This is a genomic window from Rhodoferax sp. EU05-FHT12H12, assembly GCF_058791215.1.
The window spans coordinates 328114-351428 of sequence record NZ_JBYTDI010000004.1 but is presented as its reverse complement, the minus strand read 5'-3'; the positions used below and the strand labels follow the sequence as shown (position 1 = coordinate 351428).

Below are 23315 nucleotides of genomic sequence, written 5' to 3'. Positions count from 1 at the left end.
ATTGGCCCACAACTTGCCTGCGGCCAGTGCACCCGGCCACAAGCCGCTTTGACCACAGGACCACCATGCTGTACCAGGCCTACCAAACCCAGTCCGACCTCACCTCCCCCCTGCGCCTGATGGCCCAGGGCCTGGGCGCCTCGCTGTGGATGAACCAGACCGAAGGCAGCATGCTGCGCAAGATGGCGGCGGGCATGGAAGTCTTGTCGCGCCTGCGGCTCACCCACACCCGCCCCGCCTACGGCATTGACAGCGTAAAGGTGGGCGAGCGAGACATTGCGGTGGCAGAGCACGCCGTGCTGACCATGCCCTTTGGCACCTTGCTGCATTTCCAGAAGCAGGAACCCACGGCAGAACCCCAACCCAAGGTGCTGCTGGTGGCGCCACTCTCAGGCCACTTTGCCACGCTGCTGCGCGAAACCGCGCGCACCCTGCTGCAAGACCACGACGTCTATATCACCGACTGGCACAACGCGCGTGACGTGGCATTGCGCCACGGCCCCTTCGGGCTGGATGACTACATCGACCACATGATCCGCTTCACCCAGACCATAGGCCCCGGCACCCATGTGATTGCGGTGTGCCAACCCTGTGTGGCGGCACTGGCAGCCACGGCCCTCATGGCCGAAGACGACGACCCGGCCCAGCCGCGCAGCCTCACCCTGATGGCGGGCCCGGTGGACTGCCGTGTGAACCCTACCGAGGTGAACAAGCTGGCGGTGAGCAAACCGATTGACTGGTTCGAGAAAAACCTGATCAGCCATGTGCCCCTGCCCCACAAGGGTTACATGCGCCGCGTGTACCCGGGTTTTGTGCAGCTCAGCGCGTTTTTGAGCATGAACCTGGACCGGCACAAACAGTCGTTCAAAGACCTGTACCAGCACCTGGTGAACGGCGACCTGGAAAAAGCCAACGTGACCCGGGTGTTCTACGACGAGTACCTGGCGGTGAACGACCTGCCAGCCGAGTTTTACCTGGAGACGGTGGAGAAAGTCTTCCAGACCTACGACCTGCCACTAGGCAAGCTGAGCTACAAAGACCGTATCGTCAACCCTGCCGCCATCCGCCGCACGGCCCTGATGACGGTGGAAGGCGAGCGTGATGACATTTGTGCCGTGGGCCAGACGGTGGCTGCGCAAGACCTGTGCAGCAGCGTGCGCCCGTATAAAAAAACACACCATGTGCAGACCGGGGTCGGGCACTATGGTGTGTTCAGTGGGCGCAAGTGGAACCAGCAGATTTACCCGCGGGTGCGGGACATGATCCACGCCAGTGAAGGCTAAAGAATTGCCCCCACGCTCCGCCGCTGCGCGGGTCGCTGCCCCCCGAGGGGGCTAATTTGCCTTGGGGCGGCCCGGCGGCAAATTGCCCTTCATCCTCATCGGGCCTAGTCTGCGCCGCTGCTCAGGTGTTCTCGGCTTCGGGCTTGGCGTCTTCGCCTTCGGGCCAGTCGCGGATGTAGGCCTTGAGCATCTTGTTCTCGAAGTTCTGGCTGTCCACCACGGCCTTGGCCACGTCGTAGAAGCTGATCACCCCCATGAGCATGCGGTTGTCGATGACGGGCATGTAGCGCGCGTGGCGCTCCAGCATCATGCGGCGCACTTCATCCATCTCGGTTTCCATGGTGCAGGTCAACGGGCCGGGGTCCATGGCGCGGTAGACGCTGGTGGTGCCAAAGGCGCCGCCGTTTTTGACAACCGCCTGAATCACCTCGCGGAAGGTCAGCATGCCCACCACCAGCCCGTGGGAAATCACGACCAGCGAGCCAATGTCTTTTTCGGCCATGAGCTGGGCGGCATCGGCCAGGGTGTCTTCCGGCGTGGTGGTGAAAAGCGTACCGCCTTTAACGCGCAGGATATCGCTGACTTTCATGGGGACTTCCTCGTGACACTGGGATTGAAACTGAGCATCAAATATAGCCCACAATGCCCCAGTTTCATCCCGATTACCAAGTGACTTTCACCGGAGAACCCCATGCCTGGTTACGCTGACCCCGGCTTTGACACACTGGCCCTGCACGCGGGTGCCGCACCCGACCCCACCACGGGCGCCCGCGCCGTGCCCATCCACCTCACCACCTCGTTTGTGTTCGAGTCAAGCGAACACGCGCAGTCGCTGTTCAACCTGGAGCGTGCGGGTCATGTGTACAGCCGCATCAGCAACCCCACCAACGCCGTGTTTGAGCAGCGCATGGCCGCACTCGAAGGTGGCATTGGCGCCATCGCCACGTCCAGCGGCCAGGCCGCCCTGCACCTGGCGGTCGCCACGCTCATGGGCGCAGGCGGCCATATCGTCGCCAGCACCGCGCTCTACGGCGGTTCGCAAAACCTGCTGCACTACACGCTGCGCCGTTTTGGCATCGACACCACCTTTGTGAAACCCGGCGATGTGGACGGCTGGCGTGCCGCCGTGCGGCCCAACACACGCCTGTTTTTTGGCGAAACCGTGGGCAACCCCGGGCTGGACGTGCTGGACACACCGACCATTGCGCAGATTGCGCACGAGGCCGGTGTGCCGCTGCTGGTGGACTCGACCCTCACATCGCCCTGGCTGGTGCAGCCGTTTGCGCAAGGCGCCGACCTGGTCTACCACTCGGCCACCAAGTTCCTCAGCGGCCACGGCACGGTGATTGGCGGCGTGGTGGTGGACGGCGGCAGCTTTGACTGGGCCCGCGCCCATGCGGCCACCGGCCGTTTTGCCGAACTGGCTGTGCCCTACGAGGGCTTCCACCACATGAATTTCAGCGAGGAAAGCACGGTAGGCGCATTCCTGCTGCGCGCACGCCGCGAAGGCCTGCGCGACTTTGGCGCCTGCATGAGCCCGCACACCGCCTGGCTGATTTTGCAGGGCATCGAGACACTGGGCCTGCGCATGGCGCGCCACATCAGCAACACCGAAAAGGTGGTGGAGTTCTTGGCCAGCCAGCCCTTTGTGGGCCGTGTGGGCCACCCGCTGCTGGAGAGCCACCCCAGCCATGCGCTGGCGCAAAAGCTGCTGCCCAAAGGCGCGGGCTCGGTCTTCAGTTTTGACCTGAAAGGCAACCGCGAGCAGGGCAAAAAGTTCATTGAAACACTCAAGGTCTTCAGCCACTTGGCCAATGTGGGCGACTGCCGCAGCCTGGTGATCCACCCCGCCAGCACCACCCACTTCCGCATGAGCGACGAGGCGCTGGCCGCCGGTGGCATCACGCAGGGCACCATCCGCCTGTCCATAGGCCTGGAAGACCCGGACGATTTGATGGACGACCTGAAGCGCGCGCTCAAGGCGGCCGAGAAAGCAGGAGCCTGACCATGGAACTCACTGTCAACGGCGCCGCGGCCTACTGCTACACCGGCGGCAAACCTTTTGATGCCGCCAAACCCACGGTGGTCTTCATCCACGGCGTGCTCAACGACCACAGCGTCTGGATCCTGCAAAGCCGCTACTTGGCCCACCACGGCTACAACGTGCTGGCCGTGGACCTGCCCGGCCACTGCCGCAGCGGCGGCGAGGCGCCTGCCAGCGTGGAAGCCGCAGCAGATTTCATCGTCGCGCTGCTGGATGCGGCAGGTGTGGACAAAGCCGCACTGATCGGTCACAGCTGGGGCTCGCTGATTGCGCTGGAAGCGGCTGCGCGTTTGAAAGAACGCGCCACCCACTTGGTGCTGGTGGGCACGGCCTACCCCATGAAGGTGTCGCCCGCGTTGCTGGAAACATCCCTCAGTGAGCCCATGAAGGCGCTGACCATGGTGAACGTGTTTTCGCGCAGCACGCTGGCCGCACCGCCCTCGGCACTGGGGCCGGGCACCTGGGTATACGGCAGCAGCATGGCGTTGGGCCGCCGCGTGCTGGCCAGCAACACGGCGGTCAATGTGTTCCACCGCGGATTCTCGGCCTGCAACAACTACGCGGGTGGTGAAGAAGCCATGGCACAGGTGCTGTGCCCGGTGCTGTTTGTACTGGGCGAGCAAGACCAGATGACCACACCCAAAGCCGCGCAACTGCTGCTGGCTGCCGCCCGCCAGCGCGCAGCCCGCACCGTGCTGCACATGGTGCCCGTGGGCCACCACCAAATGACCGAAGCCCCGGAGCAAACCCTGTCCGCCATGCGACAGTTTTTGGCCAGCACCTAGGGCAAGTGCGCTTGCCAAGCGCAAGCGCTCTGCCCGACCATGGCGCACTACCAGTCAGGAGAGCGACCATGGACGCCACCCACACCCCCAGCCCCACCGCCGTGGACCCGCGCAGCTTCCACAGCTTTGCGGAGTTCTACCCTTTTTACTTGGGCGAACACAGCAACACCACCTGCCGCCGCCTGCACTTTGTAGGCTCCAGCCTCACGCTGGTGTGCCTGGCCATGCTGCTGGCCACCGGCAAGCCGCAGTACCTGCTGTATGGCTTGTTGTGCGGCTACGGCTTTGCCTGGGTGGGCCACTTTGGCTTTGAGAAAAACAAGCCCGCCAGCTTCAAGCGTCCGCTCTACAGCTTTATGGGGGACTGGTGCATGTACCGCGATATTTGGGTCGGGAAGATCAGGTTCTGAGCAGAAAATTGGCGCGATGGCGCGGGCTATTTGCTATAAATTAAATAGCTGGTCGAGCATACACCATAAGCACCACAGCCCGATTTCGTATATATCGCAAGTAATGGATGGAGACCCGCGAAGCTTGCGATCCACCACGTGGACGCAAGTCGTTAGCGGGATTAATTTCGCTTAGTATCCATGCAGCGAAATTTGTCGGGTGGCACGCGTCGATGGCTCGCTGAATGTCCCATGCTTAGAGTTGGAGGTTGCACGTGAAGCGCTTATTTTTTTGGACCCTTGCCGCATTGACAGGCGGGATTGGCAGTGGCGCCCTGGCTCAGACCGGGTCGGGTGTTGACTGGTCGGGTTTCTATGCTGGCGGCCAAATTGGCGCAATAGACAGCCGCTCGGATGTGAGTATGGTGGTCGGTACAACCAAGTACCTGGACGCAACCGATGCCGCGCAGATTGCCCGCTCCGGAACCCACCAGTTGGGTCAAACGGGCGCGTCTGGCGGTCTGCTCGTTGGCTACGGCAAGCAGTACGGGAATGTGTTCGTCGGGGTAGAGGCAAGCGCCAATAGCCTTTCCCTTCACAAAGAATATGTAACGACCGAGACCTACGAGACGGTACCTACTGCGCAAATGACCCGCAGGAAGACCATCTCCGCAGACTGGATGGCCGGGTTGCGTCTTCGGCTCGGATGGGCACAGCAGAATTGGCTGCCCTATGTGACTGCGGGCATTGCAGCCACGCGGCTGCAGTTGAACTCCACCTTCTCCGACAATGCTTTCAGTGGCTACTCCCGGGCCTCGACATCGGCTTGGGTGACTGGCACCAGCCTCGGCTTTGGTAGCGAATACGCGCTGACCAAAAATTGGGCACTGAGGGGCGAATACCTCTACACAAAGTTTGGCAGTGTCTCGACAGAAACAGAAGTCACGAGCACCAATAACTCCGGCGGAACCTTGGTCCACAAGGCCAATCTGGATACCCAAGGCATTTTCGTGGGAGCCAACTATCGCTTCTGAGGCTGGCTGCGGGCAGCACAGTCCAAAGGCTTAGACGACTCGCTGCCGTTTGGGTTGTGAGCTCGCGAGTGGGCGTCAGGGCATGGGCGCATTTTGCGTTTGCAGAGTGCGGAGTCCACCGCCACCACACCGCTACTATTTTTGTAGCGCCTCGCGCAAGGTAGTTGCGGGCCAGCGGCCAATTCTCCATAAATTCTCGGTCACGGCATCGGGCTTGAGCAGGGCCGCGCGCATCAGCGGCTCCAGCACCGTGCCGTCCAGGTCGGCCAGCAGCACGTAGCGGGCTTGCGCGCCGTCTGCCCCGGCTTCGCTGAGTTGGCCCACCCAGTCCAGCTCCACCAGCATTTGCAGCACCGGCTCCAGCCGCAGCGGGTCTACCTGCAAGGTGGTGCGTAGCTGGGTCAGGGTCAGGCCCTTGTCAGCGCCGGAGCGGGCACGCTCCAGCAATTGCAAGGATTCCAGCGCCAGCTGGAACTGCCAGCCGTGGCCCAGGCGGCGGCGTGGCACGCCGGCGATCAGGCTGGGCAGGTAGGCCGTGAGGGCTGCGCCCAGCAGCACGATGACCCAGGCCACATAAATCCAGATCAACAAAATGGGCACTGTGGCAAAGGCGCCGTAGACCACCGAATACGTGGGCACCTTGCTCAAATACAGGGCCAGCCCCTTGCGTGCCAGTTCCATGCCGGCCGATACAAACAGCCCGCCCATCCACGCGTGGCCCCAGCGCACCTGGGTGTTGGGCACGTAGTGAAACATGGCTGCCATGCCAGACGCCACCAGCACAAACTGCAGGCTGTCCAGCAGCAGGCTCACGCCACCCGGCAGCCCGCCCACCAGCCCCTTGGACGCCGACACGGCGTACGAGGTGAGCGACAAGCTGGCCCCCAGCAACAAGGGCCCGAGCGTGATGGCAGCCCAGTAGATCAGCACACGCTGGCCCAGGGCGCGGCGCTTGCGCACGCGCCAGATGCTGTTGAGCGTGCGGTCGATGGTGAAAATGAGCGCCAGCGCCGTGCCCAGCAAAATGGCCAGACCGGCCACGCCCAGGCGGCTGGCCTTGCCGGCAAACTGGTTCAGGTAGCCCAGCACCTGGCGGGCAATGTTGTCGGGCACCAGGCTCTCAATCAGCCATTTCTGCAACACATCCTGAAACTTGGCAAACATGGGGAAGGCGGTGAACACCGCCAGCGCCACGGTAATAAACGGCACCAGCGCAATGGTGGTGGTGAAGGTCAGGCTGCTGGCGGTCAGGCCCAGGCGGTCTTCGCGGAAGCGCTCGCGCAGCGTGAAGGCGGCGTCTCGCCAAGGGATGCTGGCCACGTCGCGCAGCCAGGGTTTCAGACGTTCGATCAGTTGCATCCCGCTATGATGCCACCAGCCACCGCAGGGGCTGCGGCTAACGCTCCGCCAGAGTGGGCTGCGCCTTCCATTTCTGGAAGCTCTTGCGGATCAACTCCTCCAGCACCCCGGTCTTTTTCAGCAGCGCCAGGCGGGCGTCGATCTGCTCCAGCTTGTCGGCACATTTGCCGTTGCGGGTGAGCACCAGGTAGTTTGGGGTGTCGGTCAAAAACGGGGTTTTCACCACAAAACGCTCTTCATCGCCCCGCTTGAGCAGCAGCGCCATGCCGGTGTAGTAGCCGGTGATGAAGTAATCCAGACGCCCCAGCGCGAGTTTGTCGAAGTTGCTTTCCGGGCTGTTGGACTCCTGGATGTTCAGGCGCTCGCGCAGGTACTCGTCCACCCCGCCGCCAAACACATTGCCCCGGGTAATGCCGCCTCGCAGGCCCACCAGGTCCACACGGTCCTTGAACTCAAACGGATGCTCGCGAAACCCGAACACCGCCACCGGGTTGGACAGCGCGGGCGTCTTGGGGTAGAGCAAAAAGGCCTCGCGCTCGGGTGTTTTCTTGAGCGTGGCCACCATGTCCACTTCGCCGCGCTCGGCCAGGGTCATGATGCGCGGGAACGGCCCCTGGTAGCGCACCTCGTAGGCAATGCCCAGGTCGGTCAACACGTGCTTGGCAATCTCGATGCTGGCGCCCTGCAGGGTCTCCCCGTCGTACCAGTGCATAGGCGGGTAAGCCGGGTCGGCCGTAACCACCATGCGGCTGCACTGCGCCTGCGCGCCTGCCCACACACCCAGCCACAGACCACCGAATGCCATCCACCGCAGAAGGTTTGCTGCCATAGCCCGACTCCTAGCGCCCACAGGACAGGTCCAGCCTATTCCTATCGCTGCCCGCCAGCAAGAGGGGAAAACCGCCCCCCCGCCGGGGAATGGGGCCCGCGGGGCCGCCCGGCACCGGCATTTGTTTTAAGCTACGCGGCTTACCTATGCAAGCAACCCTCCTCCCCCCTTCCTCGTCCCACACCGTGCAGCTCAGTCGCCGCGTGGCAGTGGCCAGCACCCTGGGCCTGATCCTGCTGGGCCTGCTGTGGGAGCTGTGGCTGGCACCCACCGGCAGCGGCACACTGGCCATCAAGGTGTTGCCCCTGTGTATTCCGCTGGCGGGCCTGCTCAAGAACCGCATGTACACCTACCGCTGGGTCAGCCTGATGGTGTGGCTGTATTTCACCGAAGGCGTGGTGCGCGCCTGGAGCGACAAGGCGCCCGGCAACTGGCTGGCCCTGCTGGAGGTGCTGCTGTGCATCGTGCTCTTTGTGGCATGCACCGCCCATATCCGCCTGCGCCTCAAACACGCCAAGCTGGCCGCAGCCCCCGACGAACAGACCACCCGCCCTGCCCCATGACCGATACCGAAACTTTGCGCGCCACGCTGCGCACCCTGGTGGGCGACGCCCATGTACTCACCGACGGCGACCTGACCGCCTACGAGCAAGACTGGCGCAAACGCGAACGCGGCCATGCGCTGGCCGTGGTGCGCCCCGGCAGCACCGACGAAGTGGCCGCCGTGGTGAAAGCCTGTGCGGCCGCTGGCGTGAGCCTGGTGCCCCAGGGTGGCAACACCGGCATGGTGGTGGGCTCCATCCCCGACGCCACGGGCACCCAGGTGCTGCTAAGCCTGCAGCGCCTGAACCGCATCCGCGCCATCGACGCGGCCAACCTGACCGTGACGGTAGAGGCCGGCTGCGTGCTGCAAACGCTGCAAGAGGCGTGTGAGAAAGAAGGCTTTTTGTTCCCCCTGAGCCTGGCCGCCGAAGGCAGCTGCACCATTGGCGGCAACCTGGCCACCAATGCGGGCGGCACGCAGGTGGTGCGCTACGGCAACACGCGCGAGCTGTGCGTGGGCCTGGAAGTGGTGACGGCACAGGGCGAAGTCTGGAGCGGCCTGACCGGCCTGCGCAAAGACAACACCGGCTACGACCTGCGCCACCTGTTCATCGGCTCCGAAGGCACGCTGGGCGTGATCACCGCGGCCACCTTGCGCATGTACCCCTTGCCCGCCGCCCAGCTGACCGCCTTTGCCGCCGTTCCCTCGCTGGACGCGGCGGTGCAGCTGCTGGGCCTGGCGCACAAACACCTGAACGCCGGCCTGACCGGGTTTGAAGTGATGGGCGACTTTGCGCTGAGCCTGGTGCGCAAACACTTCCCGCAACAGAACGTGCCGTTTGGCGGCTTGTCGCCCTACTGCGTGGTGCTGGAAAACTCCGACCATGAGTCGGAGAGCCATGCCCGCGCGCAGTTCGAACGCCTGCTGGAAGCCGCGCTGGAGCAAGGCTGCGTGCTCGACGCCGTGGTGGCCGAGAACATTGCCCAGGCCCGCGCGCTGTGGCACATCCGCGAGAGCATTCCGCTGGCGCAGGCCCAAGAGGGCCTGAACATCAAGCACGACATTTCCATCGCCGTGTCACGCATACCCGCCTTTGTGACCGAGGTGGACGCCCTGCTGGCGCAGCACTTCCCCGGCGTGCGCCTGGTGAACTACGGCCACCTGGGCGACGGCAACCTGCACTACAACGTGCAAGCCCCCGAGGGTGCCGATGCCGAAGCGTTTTTGCGCGACCAGGAAGGCCCGATCAACGCGCTGGTGTACGAGGTGGTAGACCGCTACAACGGATCGATTTCTGCGGAGCACGGCATTGGCAGCCTCAAGCGCGAGAAGCTGGCACACCACAAATCGCCGGTCGCGCTGAGCGCCATGCGTGCCATCAAGGGCGCGCTAGATCCGAAAAATCTGATGAATCCAGGCAGAGTGCTATCAATAGAGTAGCTGCTCGCGCAATTACCACGTGGTCTAGGGCCATATTTGGCATAAAAATAGCCCTTCCCATCAACCCCGCATTCAGGAGCCCACTGTGGCGCACCTCATTCTTTTGGGCATTGTGTATGTGTCCTTCATCAGCCTGGGGCTGCCCGACGGCATTTTGGGCGTGGCCTGGCCCGCCATCCGCGCCGACATGGGCCAACCGCTGGCGGCGGTGGGCGCCATCACCATCGCCATGACCATCAGCTCGGCCACGGCCAGCTTCTTTGCCGGGGCCATTGCCAAGCGCATAGGCACCGGTGCAGTGGTGGCCGCCAGCTGCCTGATGACGGCACTGGCGCTGCTGGGCTTTGCGGTCGCGCCATCATTTGGCTGGCTGGTGGCGCTGGGTGTGCCACTGGGCCTGGGCGCCGGTGCGGTAGATGCCAGCCTGAACCACTTTGTGGCCGCACACTACTCGTCGCGCCACATGAACTGGCTGCACGGCTTCTGGGGCGTGGGCGCCACCACCGGCCCGCTGATCATGGGCCTGGCGCTGGCCAGCAGTGGTGGCTGGGCGCTGGGTGTGCGCAGCATAGGCCTGATGCAGCTGACACTGGCCGTGGTGCTGTTTGCCACCCTGTCGCTCTGGGCCAAAGAACACTCCAAGCCGCCAGCCAACGAAGAGGCCCACGGTGCGGTAGCCTTCAAACCGGTGCGCCCGCTGGCGCTGTGGCTGGCGCCCACGCTGTTTTTGTTTTATGTGGCAGCCGAGATGGGCACCGGCCTGTGGGCCGCCAGCATTCTGGTCACCGACCGCGGCCTCACACAGGCGCAAGCGGGCATCTGGGTGTCGGTGTACTTTGGCTCCATCACCGCCGGGCGCTTTGCCGTGGGCCTGGTGGCCAACCGGCTGGGCAACCGCCGGCTGGTGCGGCTGGGCATTGCGGTGGCCACGGCGGGCGCTTTGGTGTTTGCCTTGCCAGCCGTGTTTGGCAGTGCGGCCAGTTTGGGCCTGGTGCTGATGGGTCTGGGTTGTGCGCCGGTATTTCCGTCGCTGATGCATGAAACGGCACGCCGTTTTCCGGACGACGTGGCCCGCACCGTCATTGGCCGGCAAATGACCTTTGCCTACGCCGGGGGCTCGGTCATTCCGGCCGCCTTTGGGTTGCTGGCCACCTGGGCCGGGCTGGGTGCGGTCATGCCGGTGGTGGTGCTCATTCTGCTGGGGCTGTTGGCGCTGGCCGTCGCCTTGGACCGCATGACCTGACACCCGCCCCCACACAGACCACTAAAATTCTTCCCATGACCAGCACCACCTCACCCCGCCCCGTGCGCAGCCAATACGAAGACTTCATGCGCCATGTGCACACCACGGGTGTGTTCAAGGCCGACCGCACCGGCACCGGTACCAAGAGCGTGTTTGGCTACCAGATGCGCTTCGATTTGAACGAAGGCTTTCCGCTGGTCACCACCAAGAAGGTGCACCTGCGCTCCATCATCCAGGAGCTGCTGTGGTTCCTGACCGGCTCTGCCAACAACAACTGGCTCAAAGAGCGCGGCGTGAGCATCTGGGACGAATGGGCCAACCCCGAGACCGGCGACCTGGGCCCGGTGTACGGTGTGCAGTGGCGCAGCTGGCCCACACCGGACGGCGGCCACATCGACCAGATTGCCGACGTCATCAAAACCCTCAAGAGCAATCCCGACAGCCGCCGCATCATCGTGAGCGCCTGGAACGTGGCGGAGCTGAACAAGATGGCCCTGATGCCCTGCCACGCCTTCTTCCAGTTTTATGTGGCCCCGGCACAGACCGAGGGTGGGCGCGGCAAACTCAGTTGCCAGCTGTACCAGCGCAGTGCCGACATCTTTTTGGGCGTGCCCTTCAACATTGCCAGCTATGCGCTGCTCACCCACATGGTGGCCCAGCAGTGCGACCTGGACGTGGGCGACTTCATCTGGACCGGCGGCGACTGCCACATCTACAGCAACCACACCGAGCAGGTGGAACTGCAACTGAGCCGCGCGCCCAGGGCCTACCCCACGCTGCGCATCAAGCGCAAGCCCGAGAGCATCTTCGACTACCAGTTTGAAGACTTTGAGGTGCAGGGCTACGAGTGCCACCCCGCCATCAAGGCACCGGTGGCGGTGTGAGCATGGCGCAAACCACGGGCCCACGCCTGCACCTGATCTATGCCCGCGCCGCCAATGGCGTGATCGGCATCAACGGCACCCTGCCCTGGCACCTGCCCGAGGACCTGGCGCACTTCAAGCGCACCACGCTGGGCTGCCCGGTGATCATGGGGCGCAAGACCTGGGATTCGTTGCCGCCCAAATTTCGCCCACTGCCCGGGCGCACCAACATTGTGGTGACACGCCAGCCAGATTGGAATGAAATAGGGGCTCAGCCCGCACAGAACCTGCGCGAAGCGCTACAACTTTGTGAGCAATCTGCAGACGTATGGGTGATCGGTGGTGCCCAGCTCTACGCGCTGGCCGAGCCGCTGGCCCGCACGGCCGTGGTGACCGAGATTGAACACAATTTTGCGGGCGATGCCTTCGCCCCCACGCTGGGCCCGGCCTGGCAAGAGACCGCCCGCGAGCGCCAGGTAGCGGCCAGCGGGCTGGCGTTCAGCTTTGTGACGTACACACGCGCCTGAGTTACTTTTTGGTGGCCTGGTGGCCGATGACGCCACCCGCGGCCGCACCGGCGGCCGTACCCAGCACGCTACCGCCCCCGATGATGTTGCCCGCCACACCGCCGATGGCGGCGCCCACGGCGGTGTTCTTTTCGCGGGTGGTCATGCCGGCGCAGCCGCTCAGGACCAGCAGGGCCAGCACAAGCCCGGTGCTGCGCAGGGAAATGGATGTATGTTTCATGGAACGACCTTGTTATGGAACATCAGCAAAATCTGATGCCTGCAGTATCTGCAGACCGCGGCCACCGGCCTAGCGGACGGCGCCGCAGATGGCTGTAGGTCCTGTCCTACACACAGGCGGGTTGGTGCCCCATGGCCGAGGCCATGGTTTGCAGGCACACTGGGCAGCCTCACCGCCACCAAACGCCACGCCCGTGCTCACCACGTTTCTCGTCGAAGACAGCCCGGTCATCCAGCAAAGCCTGATTGCCACGCTGCAAGAACTCACCCCTGTCACTGTGGTGGGGGTGGCCGCAGACGAGCCGGCCGCGCTGCAGTGGCTGTCCGACCCCACGCATGAGGCCAGTCTGGTGATCGTGGATATCTTCCTGCGCAGTGGCTCTGGCTTGGGGGTGTTGCGCACCGCGCGCCACACCGGGCCCAAAAGGCATATGGTCGTGCTCAGCAACTACGCCACCCCGGACATCCGCGCCACCTGCCTGGCGCTCGGGGCAGAGCAGGTGTTTGACAAGTCCACAGAGATCGAGGCGCTGATTCTTTACTGCCAAACGCTGGCCGCCACCGGCCTGTGCCCTGCGTCAGCCGCCTGATGCCACGGCTACTGGATCAGGCCGTTTTTGAGGCCGTAGTAGGTCAGGTCGCTATTCGACTCCAGGCGCATTTTTTCCATCACGCGGGTGCGGTAGGTGCTCACGGTTTTGACACTCAGCGACATGCTGGTGGCAATGTGGCCCACGGTTTCCCCCTTGGCCAGGCGCAGAAACACCTGCAGCTCACGCTCGGACAGCTGGGTGTGCAAGGGCTTGTCGCCCCCGTCGGCCAATCCGTCGGCCAACAGTTCAGCCACACCGGGCGTGATGTACTTGCGCCCGCGGTGCACGGTGCGGATGGCCTTGACGATGTCCTCGGGGTCGCAGTCCTTGTTGAGGTAGCCACTGGCACCCTGGCGCAGCAAGGTGGTGGCGTAGTGCACCTCGGCAAAGCCGCTCAAGATCAGCACCGGCAGATCGGGCGCCCGCGCCTTGATCGCCACCAGGGCGTCCACCCCGCTGTGGTCGGGCATGGCGATATCCATCACCATCACATCCACCTCGCCCTGGCGCACGATGTCCAGTGCCTCGCGGCCATTCACCGCCTCGGCCACCACCGAAAAATCCGGCTGGTCCGCAAAAAACTGGCGCAGCCCGGCGCGCACCATGGCATGGTCGTCAACGATGGCAATCCGGATCATGGGCACGGGAAAATAGTCATGCGGCATGATCCCACAGTTCGCTGCACGCCAAGCCCATGAAAACGCTCACTATCTTCCAACGCAATCCTTGGGTCATGGGGTTGGCCTTGGCCGCTGCGGCGGCCGTGGTCTTTATCAGTGAGGTGTCCTACTGGCGTTCGGCGGGTACCCTGAAAGACATCAGCGACATGGGGGCGGCGCGCACCCAGATCCAGGTGCTGGAGCGCAGCATGCTGGACGCCGAAACCGGCCAGCGCGGCTACCTGCTGACGCGACGCCAGGAGTACCTGGAGCCCTACGCCCAAGCGCTGCAGCGCGTCGATGAGGCCTACCGTGTGCTGGATGCCTATTACGGCACCGACCCCGAGTCCCAGGCCCTGTTGCAGCGCCTGCACCAACTGACCGAGACCAAACTGTCCGAGTTGGCGCTGACGCTGCAGCTGTATGAAGAGGGCCGCGGCAAGGCCGGGCAGGAAATTTTGATGACGGATATTGGCCGCGAAAAGATGGATGCCATCCGCGCCACCAGTGCCGAGCTGCTGGAGTACCAGACCCGGGCCGTGAGCGCCAGCCGCGCCGAGCTGGACGGCACCCTGGCCTTGGGGCGGTTTGGGGTGGCGCTGCTCAGCGCCATCAGCCTGCTGGCCTTGTTTTTCTACCTGCGCCAGTCGCAAGCGCTGAAGCTGCAGGAAATGGAGCTGCAGCGCGTGGTGCAGCTGGAACGGGACCGCCTGGAGGTGGAGGTGACCCACCGCACGGCGGAGCTGATCGAACTGGCCCAGCATTTGCAAACCGCCCGCGAAGACGAACGCCAACGCCTGGCGCGCAACCTGCACGACGAGCTGGGTTCATTGCTGACCTCGGCCAAGCTGGATGCGGCGCGCATCAAATCACGCCTGGCCAGCAGCGCGCCCGAGACGCTGGAGCTTTTAGCCCACTTGGTGGCCACACTCAACAGCGGCATTGCACTGGGGCGCAGCATCATTGAGGATCTTCGCCCTTCGTCGCTGAGCAACCTGGGCCTGGTGGCTGCGCTGGAAATTCTGGCGCGCGAGTACGCCGCCCAATCCGGCGTGGCGGTGCATTGCCAGCTGGAACCGGTGGCGCTGCGCCCCTCGGCCGAACTGGTGGTGTACCGCCTGGTGCAAGAGGCCATTACCAACATCACCAAGTACGCGCAGGCGCACCATGTCTGGATCGGGTTGTGCACCCGCACCGGCCAGGTGGAGGTGTCGGTGCGTGACGATGGGGTCGGCTTCAGCACCGGCACCAAACCACAGTCCGCCTACGGCCTGGTGGGCATGCGCTTTCGGGTGGGGGCCGAGGGCGGCAGCCTGCACCTGCAGTCGCACCCTGGGCAGGGCACGCAGATTTTGGCGCGCCTGCCCCAGCACACCCCCGCTGCGGCCTGAGCCTGTCGGAGGGGTCCTACGCGCGCTTGCGCGCTTGGCCCACACGCAGACGGCAAACTGCCTGATCGCCAATCAAGGCCATGGCACGCACACTGGGGCACCCCTTGGAGGAACCCAGAAATGCTGCACTACACCGTTGTCTTCTTTGTCATTGCCCTGATCGCTGCCCTCTTTGGCTTTGGCGGCATTGCCGCCAGCGCGGTAGAGATTGGCAAGATCTTGTTCTTTGTTTTCCTGGTACTCGCCGTGGTGAGTTACCTGTTCGGTTTCTTCCGAAGAAACTGATCCCCTGGTACCGCCTACCGGTAGTGGGGCCCTGTCACTACCTCCCCCCATCCGAACATCCACTCACCGATCCATTGGAGATTTACCATGAACTTTCGCACCATCCTCGCCCTGACTTTTGCCGCCCTGCTCACCCTGACTGCGACCGGCTGCGCCGTGCAACGCGGGCAATCTACCGTAGGGGCTTATGTGGATGACACCGCCATCACCGCCGCCGTGAAGAGCCGCTTTGTCGAGAACAAAACGGTGGATGCCGCCGCCATCAGCGTGGAAACACTCAATGGCACCGTGATGTTGTCGGGCTTCGCCAAGAGCGGTGACGAGAAGGTCACCGCAGCCACACTGGCCTGGGGCGTCAAGGGCGTGAAGGCTGTCAAGAACGAAATCACCGTCCGTCCTTGACTTGGTGGGGCACTTGCCCCTCTCGCTTTCAACGTCAACACATCACCCAAGGAACACCATGAACTGGAATCACATTGAAGGTAACTGGAAACAACTGACCGGCCATGCCAAAGAGCAATGGGGCAAACTCACCGATGATGACCTGGACGTTGTCGCCGGCCGGCGTGACCAGCTCGCCGGCAAAATCCAGGAGCGCTACGGCCTGGCCAAGGACGAAGCCGAACTGCAACTGGCCGCCTGGGAACGCAAGGCAACCGACGCCTGGTTCATAAAAAAAGACTAGCCCAAGTTGGCCCACATGCCCTCCACGCTGCAAGCTTGGGGGGCTTTTTTCCATGTTGGACCGCTCCCGGCATCTGATGCAGAATGAATGCGTCACACATCGCAGGTTGGGAACATCCCGTGTACTCACGCTCCAGCTTTGAAACCAAGGTACTTGCCGCATTTGTGGCCGCTGCCTGTGTGGTCTCTGCGCTTATCACGGCTGCCTGGAAGCTCGCCCAAGACGCCGCTGATGCTGCCAGTCTGGTGGCACATACCCATCAGGTACTGGGCAGTGTGGCCTATATCCGTGCAGACACACTCCAGATTGAGCTGAGCACGCAGAGCTTTCGGGTTTCTGGTGACACGACCCATATCACCGAGCGCGACCTGCGTATTGCCGCCCGCGAGAAGACACTGACCCAGCTGCAACAGCTGACCACAGACAATCCGGTGCAGCAGGCGCGCTGGTCCCAGTTGCGTGATGTGATCAATCAACGTTTGGTTATTTCCAGGCAAGTGGAAATGTTGCGGAAAACACAGGGCGCGGAGGCAGCCAATGCCTTTGCGGCCAGTGCGCCATTGCGCGAGACCCGTGCGCAGGTCAATCACTTGCTGCAAGCCCTGGAGCAGGAAGAAACCCGTTTGTTGTCCGCGCGCAATAGCGAGCAGGCGAGCACCCGGACGGTCATGGTCTACATGGGGCTTCTGGTGGCTGGCCTGCTTCTCGCCTTGCTGGCTGCTACGTATGTGTTGATTCGGCGCCAACTGCAAGACACCCGGGCCAGCCAGCGTGCCCTGGCAGACAACGAAAGAAACCTGGCCACCACACTGAACTCGATTGGCGATGCGGTGCTGGCCACCGACTTGCTGGGCCGCGTCACACGCATGAATCCGGTGGCAGAGCAGCTGACCGGCTGGCATCTGCAAGCGGCAGTTGGGCGGCCCGTGGCAGAGGTTTTTCACATCGTTCACGAACACACGCGGGCAGCGGCATTTGACCCAGTCGCCCAAGTACTGGCGACCGGGGAAGTGCAGCAACTGGCCAACCACACCGTGCTGGTGGCGCGCGACGGAAGTGAATACCCGATTGCCGACAGTGCGGCCCCCATCCGCGACAGCGACGGACAGGTCATTGGAGTGGTACTTGTGTTTCGCAATGAAACCGGCGCGCGCGAGGCCCAACGCGCCATTCGCGACTACAACACGCTGCTGGAACAGCGGGTCCAGGACCGGACGCAGCAATTGCAGGAGAGCGAAGGCCATTTGCAAAGCGTGATCAGCAATGTGCCAGCCATGATTGCCTACGTGGACGCACAGCAGCGCTATGTGTATGTGAACCAGCAGTACCGGGAGCGATTTGCCCCCGCGCACGCCAACCTCACCGGTTGCACGGTGCAGGAGATTCTGGGAGAGGCGCGCTACGCGATTGCCGCGCCGATGATTGCCGAGGTGCTGGCAGGTACCAACCAAACCTATGACTGGCAGCCCTTCCCCGGTGTGTGGCAGGTCATTCAATACATCGCCAAACACAATGCCCAAGGTCGGGTGATTGGCTACTACGTGCTGGGCAATGACATCACGGCGCGCAAACGGGCGGAGGAGGATATCCAGGCGCTCAACACAGCGCTGGCACTGCATGTACGCCAGCTGGAACATGCCACCCGCGCACTGAAAACGCTGAGCGCAGGTAACCGCACCATGCTGCGCGCCACCACCGAACAAAGCCTGCTGGAGCATATGTGCGAAGCCATCGTGAACGTGGGGGGCTATGGCATAGCCGTCGTCTGGTACCGGTTGGACGATCCTCAGCAGTCGCTGTTGGCCATGGCCGAAAACGGTTACCCCGATGGCATTGCCGCCTTGCGACAACTCAAGACGACCTGGGCAGACAACACCTATGGCCGCGGTGTGGTGGGTGCTGCCATACGCACGGGCCAGACGCAGGTGGTGGCCGACATGGCCACCGATGCCAACTATGAGCCCTGGCGCGCGCAGGTAAAAACTGCAGCGTCTGCCCTGGCCTGCCCCATTTGGGTGGATGGTGTGGTCATCGGCGCCATGGCTATCTACGACGTGGAAGTCGATACCTTTGGTGCAGACGAGGTGGCACTGCTGAGCGAATCTGCCGATGACCTGGCCTTTGGGATTGCCACCTTGCGGGCACGCACCGAGCAGCAGAGAACCCAGAACGCGATGTACCAGCTGACGCGCTATGACGCATTGACGGGGTTGCCCAACGAGACCCAGTTCACCGAACTGCTGTCCACCACCATCACGTCCAGCACACAAAACGGACAGTCTTTTGCAGTGCTGCAAGCCAATATTGAACGCCTGAGTGACATCAACGATGCCTTGGGTTTCAGCCATGGGGACCGGATGCTGCAGCAGTTTGGCGCGCGCATCAGCGCAGCCGCCCCTGCGCACGCCAGTGTAGCCCGACTGCGGGGGGACGAATTCGCCATCCTGCTACCAGACAGCGACACCACAGCCGCGCTGGCAACCGTGCACAGGCTCAACGATTTGCTGGCACAACCCTTCCCCGTGGCGGATATCGCGCTGCAGGTGTCTGCCCGCATGGGGGTCAGCCTGTTTCCTGCGCATGGAAACACCCCGCACGACCTGTACCGCCACATGGACATTGCGGTGCACCAAGCCAAAAAAATGGGCGTATCCCATGTGGTGTTTGATCCGCACCAAAGCCAGGACCAAACCCAGCGGCTGAATCTGGCAGGAGAACTGCAACGCGCAATTGCAGCCGGTGACTTGATGCTGTACCTGCAACCCAAGGTGGAGATGCGCACCGGCCGTGTCTGCGGTGCCGAAGCCCTGGTCCGCTGGAAGCATGCCGAGCGGGGGATCATTCCACCAGGAGAATTCATCGGTCTGGCAGAACATACAGGGCTGATCAAACCGCTCACCGAGTGGGTCATCCAGACCGGTGTGCGGCTGCTCAGGCAGTGGGAAGACCAGCGGTGTGCCGTGCCCATTGCCATGAACCTGTCCGCCCGCAACCTGCGGGACGAGACACTGCTGGAGCAGATTCGAAACTGGCGTGCCGCCGCAGGACTTCGCACCGGACTGCTGGAATTGGAGATCACCGAAAGCGCTGTGATGGAAGACGCAGAACTGGCACTGCGGGTGCTGCAAGGTCTTCAGGCGGATGGCATTCCGTTGTACATCGACGACTTTGGCACTGGCTACTCGTCATTGAGCTACCTGCAAAAGTTGCCCGTGAGTTACATAAAAATAGACCAATCTTTCGTGCGCCAGTTGCCGACCAACAAAGACTCGGCTCTGATTGTGCGCTCCACCATTGACCTGGTGCACGACCTGGGCCGACACACTGTCGCCGAAGGCGTAGAGACCCAGGAGCAGTGGGACCTGCTGCTCGCCATGGGCTGCGACATGGCACAGGGCTACTTCCTTGCCAGACCCATGCCGGCGGAAACATTTCAGGATTGGCTGGCCAGCTGCCAAGCCCAACGTTGAGCTGCAGCGCCAACGCGAGTGGGTGCAAAAACTTGCCCGCAAGGTGCGAAAATGCGGCGCTAATCAAGGTACGCACAAGAACGCCCCCACCGTGGGTGCATCGCGCGCGCCGATCCCCACTGACCCGATACTGCCTGACGCCATGAAACTTGCCACCTGGAACGTGAACTCTTTGGGCGTGCGCCTGCCGCAGGTACTGGACTGGTTGGCGGCCAATCCCGTGGACGTGCTGGCGCTGCAGGAGCTCAAACTCACCGACGACAAGTTCCCGGCCGACGCCTTTGCGGCGGCCGGCTACCAGGCCCAGTGGTTTGGCCAGAAAACCTACAACGGCGTCGCCCTGCTGAGCCGCACGCCGGCCACCGACGTGCTCAAGAACATTCCCGGCTTTGACGACGAGATGGCGCGCGTGATCACCGGCACCGTCGAAGGTGTGCGTGTGATTGGCGCCTACTTCCCCAATGGACAGGAGCCCGGCAGTGACAAGTTTGAGTACAAGATGGAATGGCTCACCGCGCTGCGCCGCTGGGTCAAGGACGAACTGACACGCCACCCCCAGCTGGTGCTGATGGGGGACTACAACATCACCTTTGACGACGACGATGTGTGGGACCCGGAAGCCCTGTTCGAGACCATCCACTGCACCGAAGAAGAACGCTACCACCTGCGCGCGCTCATCGCCCTGGGCCTGCACGACAGCCACCGCCTGTTTGACCATCCACCCAAAAGTTTTAGCTGGTGGGACTACCGCGACGCGGGTTTTAGACGCAACCGCGGCCTGCGCATCGACCACATTCTGGTGAGCGAAGCCCTGCGCCCCCGCGTGACCGCCTGCGCGATTGACAAACAGCCTCGCAAGAACGACCGCCCCAGCGACCACGCACCGGTGGTGGTGGAGATTGCCCCCGCCGCATAAACAAAAAGCCGACGCATGCGCCGGCTTTTTGCTATTGTTTCAGGAGCTACTTGCGCAGCATCCACGCGGGCTAGAGCCCTGAAACACCACCAATCACTCCAGACCCAGCTCCTGGATCTTGCGGGTGATGGTGTTGCGGCCAATGCCGAGTTTGTGCGCGGCCTCGATGCGGCGACCCTTGGTGTTGGCCAGGGCCGCCAGAATCAGGCGCGACTCGAAACGGCGGGTCAGTGTGTCCCACACCTCGGGTTGGCCAGAGCCCAGCAAGGCCACGGCCTCGGTTTCCAGTTCGGCTTCCCAGCCCTCCAGCGGGCCGTGCGCGGCGGCGGCACGCGCCAACACATGGGACAGGTCTTCTGACTCGTGGGCTGCAGCATGGCCATGGGTGTGCGGGTCCAGCGGCACGTCCTTGAGCTGGGCCTCTGGCGCTGCGGTCAACACAGGTTTGGCCTGCAGCGGTTCGCCAGACTCCGAACGCCCCAGGCTGACCTCGGGCGGCAAGTCCTTGCGTTCAATCACCTGGGCGGGGGCCATGACGGTGAGCCAGTGGCAAATGTTTTCGAGCTGGCGCACGTTGCCGGGAAAGCCAAACCCCTCTAACCAGGCCAGCGCGGAATCGGAGATGCGTTTGGGCTCCACGCCCAGTTGCTTGGCGCTTTGCTGCAGGAAGTGGCGGGTCAGCATGGACACGTCTTCCTTGCGCTCGCGCAGCGCCGGCAAGCGCAGGCGGATCACGTTCAAGCGGTGGAACAAGTCCTCGCGGAACACACCGTCCTTGACGCGTTGCTCCAGGTCCTGGTGGGTAGCGGCAATCACGCGCACATTCGACTTGACGGCGCTGTGGCCGCCCACGCGGTAAAAATGCCCGTCGCTCAACACACGCAACAAACGCGTTTGCAGCTCGAACGGCATGTCGCCAATTTCGTCGAGGAACAGCGTGCCGCCATCGGCCTGCTCAAAACGGCCACGGCGCATGGTTTGTGCGCCGGTGAAGGCACCGCGCTCATGGCCGAACAGTTCGCTCTCCAGCAGGTCTTTGGGAATGGCGGCGGTGTTGATGGCCACAAAGGGGCCATCGGCACGCGGGGAGTGTTTGTGCAGCGCACGCGCCACCAGCTCTTTGCCCGAGCCCGATTCACCGGTGATCATCACCGTGACGTTGCTTTGGCTCAGGCGGCCAATGGCGCGGAACACGTCCTGCATGGCGGGCGCCTGGCCCAGCATTTCGGGGGATTCGGCCATGCGTTCTTCGCTGACCTCTTCGCGCTGGCTTTCTTCCACCGCACGGCGAATCAGCTCCACCGCCTTGGGCAAATCAAACGGCTTGGGCAGGTACTCAAACGCACCGCCCTGGAAGGCGCTCACGGCGCTATCGAGGTCCGAGAAGGCCGTCATGATGATGACGGGCAAACCGGGGTGTTTGGCTTTGACTTTCTCAAGCAGGTCCAGGCCGGAACCACCTGGCATGCGGATATCGCTGACCAGGATCTGGGGGCCTTCATCGTCCGCGGCCGTGGCCAGGGCACTCAGTACATCGCGTGGATTGGAAAAGCTGCGCGTGGGCAAATGCTCGCGCAACAGCGCCTTCTCCAGCACGAAGCGGATGGACTGGTCATCATCTACGATCCAAATCGGCTTCATGTTGTGGCGCACCCTTAATCTTTTGCTATTACGGTAACGGAATCAGAATCTTGAAGTCCGTTCGGCCCGGCACGCTATCCACTTCGATCAGGCCGTGGTGTTGTTGAACAAAGGTTTGTGCCAATGTCAGCCCCAGCCCCGAACCGCCCTCTCTGCCCGATACCAGCGGGTAAAAAATGCGGTCCCTGATCGAATCTGGCACGCCAGGTCCGTTGTCGATCACATGCAATTCCAATGCCAACCGATAACGCTGCTTACCGAACGTTACCTGCCGGGCGACACGGGTACGGAATGTGAGGCTGGCATCACCCGCGGCCATGCGTTCGGAGAGCGCTTGGCAGGCGTTGTGCGCGATGTTCAACACCGTTTGAATGAGCTGCTCACGATCACCGCGAAACTCGGGGATGGACGTGTCGTAATCACGCACCACGCGCAAGCCTTTGGGGAACTCGGCCAGGATCAGTGAACGCACACGCTCGCACACTTCGTGGATATTCACATCGCCCACGAGGTGTGGCCGACGGTGCGGGGCCAGCAGGCGGTCCACCAGGCTTTGCAGGCGGTCGGCCTCATGGATGATGACCTGCGTGTACTCGGTCAGCTCGGGCGACTCCATTTCCATCTCAAGCAGCTGCGCCGCGCCGCGAATGCCTCCCAGCGGGTTCTTGATCTCATGCGCCAGGTTGCGGATCAGCTCTTTGTTGGTTTGCGCCTGCTCGGCCAGGCGCTCTTCGCGGTCTTGCCGGGCTTGCTGCTCCAACGGCACCATCTCGATGATGATGTCTTCCGATTGCTCGGTTCGGGTCACGATCACATGCACGGGTATGGGCTCATGTGCTGCGCGTTTGAGCCAGGCGTCGTAGCGCAGCGCAGCGAAGGCGTTCTCGGACGCCCCTTCCAATGCGCTTTGCAACGACGATGGCTCTGTAAAGAACTCTGAAAAACTGGACCCCAGCAACATGCGGCGGGAGGTACCCAGAGCGTCCTCCAGAGCGGCATTGGAGAACAGTACGCTGGCATCCGCATGGACCACTGCGACCAGCGTGGCCAGCAAGTCAAAACAAGCAAAGCGCTCAGGCAAAAATTCGGGACGATTCACAGCGTGGATGGACGGAG

General features: G+C 62.9%; 24 protein-coding genes. 17 read left to right on the top strand and 7 right to left on the bottom strand.

Features of this window, described 5'->3' with window-relative positions:
* Positions 1-65 precede the first annotated feature (65 nt).
* Positions 66-1283, top strand: coding sequence for a polyhydroxyalkanoate depolymerase (locus tag AC3WS7_RS13910; RefSeq protein ID WP_296470516.1), 1218 nt, complete (start codon positions 66-68; stop codon positions 1281-1283).
* Between the two features lie 121 nt (positions 1284-1404).
* Here AC3WS7_RS13910 and AC3WS7_RS13905 read toward each other — a convergent pair whose 3' ends face one another.
* Complete coding sequence (locus AC3WS7_RS13905; protein WP_296470144.1) at positions 1405-1872, bottom strand: CBS domain-containing protein; 468 nt, start codon at positions 1870-1872, stop codon at positions 1405-1407.
* Between the two features lie 102 nt (positions 1873-1974).
* On the opposite strand from AC3WS7_RS13905, the gene AC3WS7_RS13900 reads away from it, so the two are divergent.
* The 4 genes from AC3WS7_RS13900 (at position 1975) to AC3WS7_RS13885 (ending at position 5535) form a co-directional block, all read left to right on the top strand.
* Positions 1975-3288 carry an O-acetylhomoserine aminocarboxypropyltransferase gene (locus AC3WS7_RS13900; protein WP_492656766.1) on the top strand — a complete coding sequence of 438 codons (1314 nt, stop codon included), beginning with the start codon at positions 1975-1977 and terminating at the stop codon, positions 3286-3288.
* A 2-nt stretch (positions 3289-3290) separates the two neighbouring features.
* Positions 3291-4112, top strand: coding sequence for an alpha/beta fold hydrolase (locus AC3WS7_RS13895; protein WP_492656765.1), 822 nt, complete (start codon positions 3291-3293; stop codon positions 4110-4112).
* 68 nt (positions 4113-4180) lie between these two features.
* A complete protein-coding gene (locus tag AC3WS7_RS13890) occupies positions 4181-4522 on the top strand; it encodes an Mpo1-like protein (RefSeq protein WP_296470153.1) in 342 nt (113 codons plus the stop codon).
* A 254-nt stretch (positions 4523-4776) separates the two neighbouring features.
* Positions 4777-5535, top strand: a complete 759-nt coding sequence (locus AC3WS7_RS13885; protein ID WP_492656764.1) for an outer membrane protein — start codon at positions 4777-4779, stop codon at positions 5533-5535.
* 135 nt (positions 5536-5670) lie between these two features.
* Here AC3WS7_RS13885 and AC3WS7_RS13880 read toward each other — a convergent pair whose 3' ends face one another.
* On the bottom strand, positions 5671-6894 hold the full coding sequence (locus AC3WS7_RS13880; RefSeq protein WP_492656763.1) for a YihY family inner membrane protein: 1224 nt from the start codon (positions 6892-6894) through the stop codon (positions 5671-5673).
* A gap of 37 nt (positions 6895-6931) precedes the next feature.
* Positions 6932-7723 (bottom strand): substrate-binding periplasmic protein, encoded by a 792-nt coding sequence (locus AC3WS7_RS13875; RefSeq protein ID WP_296470161.1) that lies wholly within the window; start codon positions 7721-7723, stop codon positions 6932-6934.
* A gap of 146 nt (positions 7724-7869) precedes the next feature.
* On the opposite strand from AC3WS7_RS13875, the gene AC3WS7_RS13870 reads away from it, so the two are divergent.
* The 5 genes from AC3WS7_RS13870 to AC3WS7_RS13850 all read left to right on the top strand — a co-directional run bounded on the left by AC3WS7_RS13870 (position 7870) and on the right by AC3WS7_RS13850 (position 12340).
* Positions 7870-8286, top strand: a complete 417-nt coding sequence (locus AC3WS7_RS13870; RefSeq protein ID WP_492656762.1) for a DUF2069 domain-containing protein — start codon at positions 7870-7872, stop codon at positions 8284-8286.
* Positions 8283-9707, top strand: a complete 1425-nt coding sequence (locus AC3WS7_RS13865; RefSeq protein ID WP_492656761.1) for an FAD-binding oxidoreductase — start codon at positions 8283-8285, stop codon at positions 9705-9707. The genes AC3WS7_RS13870 and AC3WS7_RS13865 overlap by 4 nt, the downstream gene beginning before the upstream one ends.
* A gap of 85 nt (positions 9708-9792) precedes the next feature.
* Positions 9793-10950: an MFS transporter gene (locus AC3WS7_RS13860; protein WP_492656760.1), complete on the top strand. Its 1158-nt coding sequence runs from the start codon at positions 9793-9795 to the stop codon at positions 10948-10950.
* A 35-nt stretch (positions 10951-10985) separates the two neighbouring features.
* Positions 10986-11834 (top strand): thymidylate synthase, encoded by an 849-nt coding sequence (locus AC3WS7_RS13855; RefSeq protein WP_492656759.1) that lies wholly within the window; start codon positions 10986-10988, stop codon positions 11832-11834.
* Between the two features lie 2 nt (positions 11835-11836).
* Positions 11837-12340: a dihydrofolate reductase gene (locus AC3WS7_RS13850; RefSeq protein ID WP_492656758.1), complete on the top strand. Its 504-nt coding sequence runs from the start codon at positions 11837-11839 to the stop codon at positions 12338-12340.
* A gap of 1 nt (position 12341) precedes the next feature.
* On the opposite strand, the gene AC3WS7_RS13845 is transcribed toward AC3WS7_RS13850, so the two are convergent.
* A complete protein-coding gene (locus tag AC3WS7_RS13845; protein WP_296470176.1) occupies positions 12342-12560 on the bottom strand; it encodes a YMGG-like glycine zipper-containing protein in 219 nt (72 codons plus the stop codon).
* Positions 12561-12753: 193 nt separating this feature from the next.
* Here AC3WS7_RS13845 and AC3WS7_RS13840 point away from each other — a divergent pair, with 193 nt between their 5' ends.
* A complete protein-coding gene (locus tag AC3WS7_RS13840; protein ID WP_296470180.1) occupies positions 12754-13149 on the top strand; it encodes a response regulator in 396 nt (131 codons plus the stop codon).
* An 8-nt stretch (positions 13150-13157) separates the two neighbouring features.
* Here AC3WS7_RS13840 and AC3WS7_RS13835 read toward each other — a convergent pair whose 3' ends face one another.
* Positions 13158-13790, bottom strand: coding sequence for a response regulator (locus AC3WS7_RS13835; RefSeq protein WP_492656846.1), 633 nt, complete (start codon positions 13788-13790; stop codon positions 13158-13160).
* 56 nt (positions 13791-13846) lie between these two features.
* Between AC3WS7_RS13835 and AC3WS7_RS13830 the strand changes: the two genes are divergently transcribed.
* The 6 genes from AC3WS7_RS13830 (at position 13847) to AC3WS7_RS13805 (ending at position 20558) form a co-directional block, all read left to right on the top strand.
* Complete coding sequence (locus AC3WS7_RS13830; RefSeq protein ID WP_492656757.1) at positions 13847-15202, top strand: CHASE3 domain-containing protein; 1356 nt, start codon at positions 13847-13849, stop codon at positions 15200-15202.
* A 120-nt stretch (positions 15203-15322) separates the two neighbouring features.
* Entirely contained in the window at positions 15323-15487 is a 165-nt protein-coding gene (locus AC3WS7_RS13825) for a DUF1328 domain-containing protein (protein ID WP_296470186.1), read from the top strand.
* An 87-nt stretch (positions 15488-15574) separates the two neighbouring features.
* Complete coding sequence (locus tag AC3WS7_RS13820) at positions 15575-15889, top strand: BON domain-containing protein (protein WP_492656756.1); 315 nt, start codon at positions 15575-15577, stop codon at positions 15887-15889.
* 58 nt (positions 15890-15947) lie between these two features.
* Positions 15948-16172 (top strand): CsbD family protein, encoded by a 225-nt coding sequence (locus AC3WS7_RS13815; RefSeq protein ID WP_296470191.1) that lies wholly within the window; start codon positions 15948-15950, stop codon positions 16170-16172.
* A 119-nt stretch (positions 16173-16291) separates the two neighbouring features.
* A complete protein-coding gene (locus tag AC3WS7_RS13810) occupies positions 16292-19642 on the top strand; it encodes an EAL domain-containing protein (RefSeq protein ID WP_492656755.1) in 3351 nt (1116 codons plus the stop codon).
* A 142-nt stretch (positions 19643-19784) separates the two neighbouring features.
* Positions 19785-20558, top strand: coding sequence for an exodeoxyribonuclease III (locus tag AC3WS7_RS13805; RefSeq protein WP_492656754.1), 774 nt, complete (start codon positions 19785-19787; stop codon positions 20556-20558).
* 93 nt (positions 20559-20651) lie between these two features.
* Here AC3WS7_RS13805 and ntrC read toward each other — a convergent pair whose 3' ends face one another.
* Positions 20652-22199: a nitrogen regulation protein NR(I) gene (gene ntrC / locus AC3WS7_RS13800; RefSeq protein WP_296470200.1), complete on the bottom strand. Its 1548-nt coding sequence runs from the start codon at positions 22197-22199 to the stop codon at positions 20652-20654.
* A gap of 28 nt (positions 22200-22227) precedes the next feature.
* The gene (gene glnL, locus AC3WS7_RS13795) at positions 22228-23298 is read right to left on the bottom strand and encodes a nitrogen regulation protein NR(II) (RefSeq protein WP_296470203.1); all 1071 of its coding nucleotides are present in this window, start codon (positions 23296-23298) and stop codon (positions 22228-22230) included.
* Positions 23299-23315 lie beyond the last annotated feature (17 nt).

Excerpts from the sequence above, each read along its gene's own strand:
- AC3WS7_RS13910 (WP_296470516.1), top strand. The coding sequence starts at position 66 with ATGCTGTACCAGGCCTACCAAACCCAGTCCGACCTCACCTCCCCCCTG.
- AC3WS7_RS13905 (WP_296470144.1), bottom strand. The coding sequence starts at position 1,872 with ATGAAAGTCAGCGATATCCTGCGCGTTAAAGGCGGTACGCTTTTCACC.
- AC3WS7_RS13900 (WP_492656766.1), top strand. The coding sequence starts at position 1,975 with ATGCCTGGTTACGCTGACCCCGGCTTTGACACACTGGCCCTGCACGCG.
- AC3WS7_RS13895 (WP_492656765.1), top strand. The coding sequence starts at position 3,291 with ATGGAACTCACTGTCAACGGCGCCGCGGCCTACTGCTACACCGGCGGC.
- AC3WS7_RS13890 (WP_296470153.1), top strand. The coding sequence starts at position 4,181 with ATGGACGCCACCCACACCCCCAGCCCCACCGCCGTGGACCCGCGCAGC.
- AC3WS7_RS13880 (WP_492656763.1), bottom strand. The coding sequence starts at position 6,894 with ATGCAACTGATCGAACGTCTGAAACCCTGGCTGCGCGACGTGGCCAGC.
- AC3WS7_RS13875 (WP_296470161.1), bottom strand. The coding sequence starts at position 7,723 with ATGGCAGCAAACCTTCTGCGGTGGATGGCATTCGGTGGTCTGTGGCTG.
- AC3WS7_RS13870 (WP_492656762.1), top strand. The coding sequence starts at position 7,870 with ATGCAAGCAACCCTCCTCCCCCCTTCCTCGTCCCACACCGTGCAGCTC.
- AC3WS7_RS13865 (WP_492656761.1), top strand. The coding sequence starts at position 8,283 with ATGACCGATACCGAAACTTTGCGCGCCACGCTGCGCACCCTGGTGGGC.
- AC3WS7_RS13855 (WP_492656759.1), top strand. The coding sequence starts at position 10,986 with ATGACCAGCACCACCTCACCCCGCCCCGTGCGCAGCCAATACGAAGAC.
- AC3WS7_RS13850 (WP_492656758.1), top strand. The coding sequence starts at position 11,837 with ATGGCGCAAACCACGGGCCCACGCCTGCACCTGATCTATGCCCGCGCC.
- AC3WS7_RS13845 (WP_296470176.1), bottom strand. The coding sequence starts at position 12,560 with ATGAAACATACATCCATTTCCCTGCGCAGCACCGGGCTTGTGCTGGCC.
- AC3WS7_RS13835 (WP_492656846.1), bottom strand. The coding sequence starts at position 13,790 with ATGATCCGGATTGCCATCGTTGACGACCATGCCATGGTGCGCGCCGGG.
- AC3WS7_RS13830 (WP_492656757.1), top strand. The coding sequence starts at position 13,847 with ATGAAAACGCTCACTATCTTCCAACGCAATCCTTGGGTCATGGGGTTG.
- AC3WS7_RS13825 (WP_296470186.1), top strand. The coding sequence starts at position 15,323 with ATGCTGCACTACACCGTTGTCTTCTTTGTCATTGCCCTGATCGCTGCC.
- AC3WS7_RS13820 (WP_492656756.1), top strand. The coding sequence starts at position 15,575 with ATGAACTTTCGCACCATCCTCGCCCTGACTTTTGCCGCCCTGCTCACC.
- AC3WS7_RS13815 (WP_296470191.1), top strand. The coding sequence starts at position 15,948 with ATGAACTGGAATCACATTGAAGGTAACTGGAAACAACTGACCGGCCAT.
- AC3WS7_RS13805 (WP_492656754.1), top strand. The coding sequence starts at position 19,785 with ATGAAACTTGCCACCTGGAACGTGAACTCTTTGGGCGTGCGCCTGCCG.
- ntrC (WP_296470200.1), bottom strand. The coding sequence starts at position 22,199 with ATGAAGCCGATTTGGATCGTAGATGATGACCAGTCCATCCGCTTCGTG.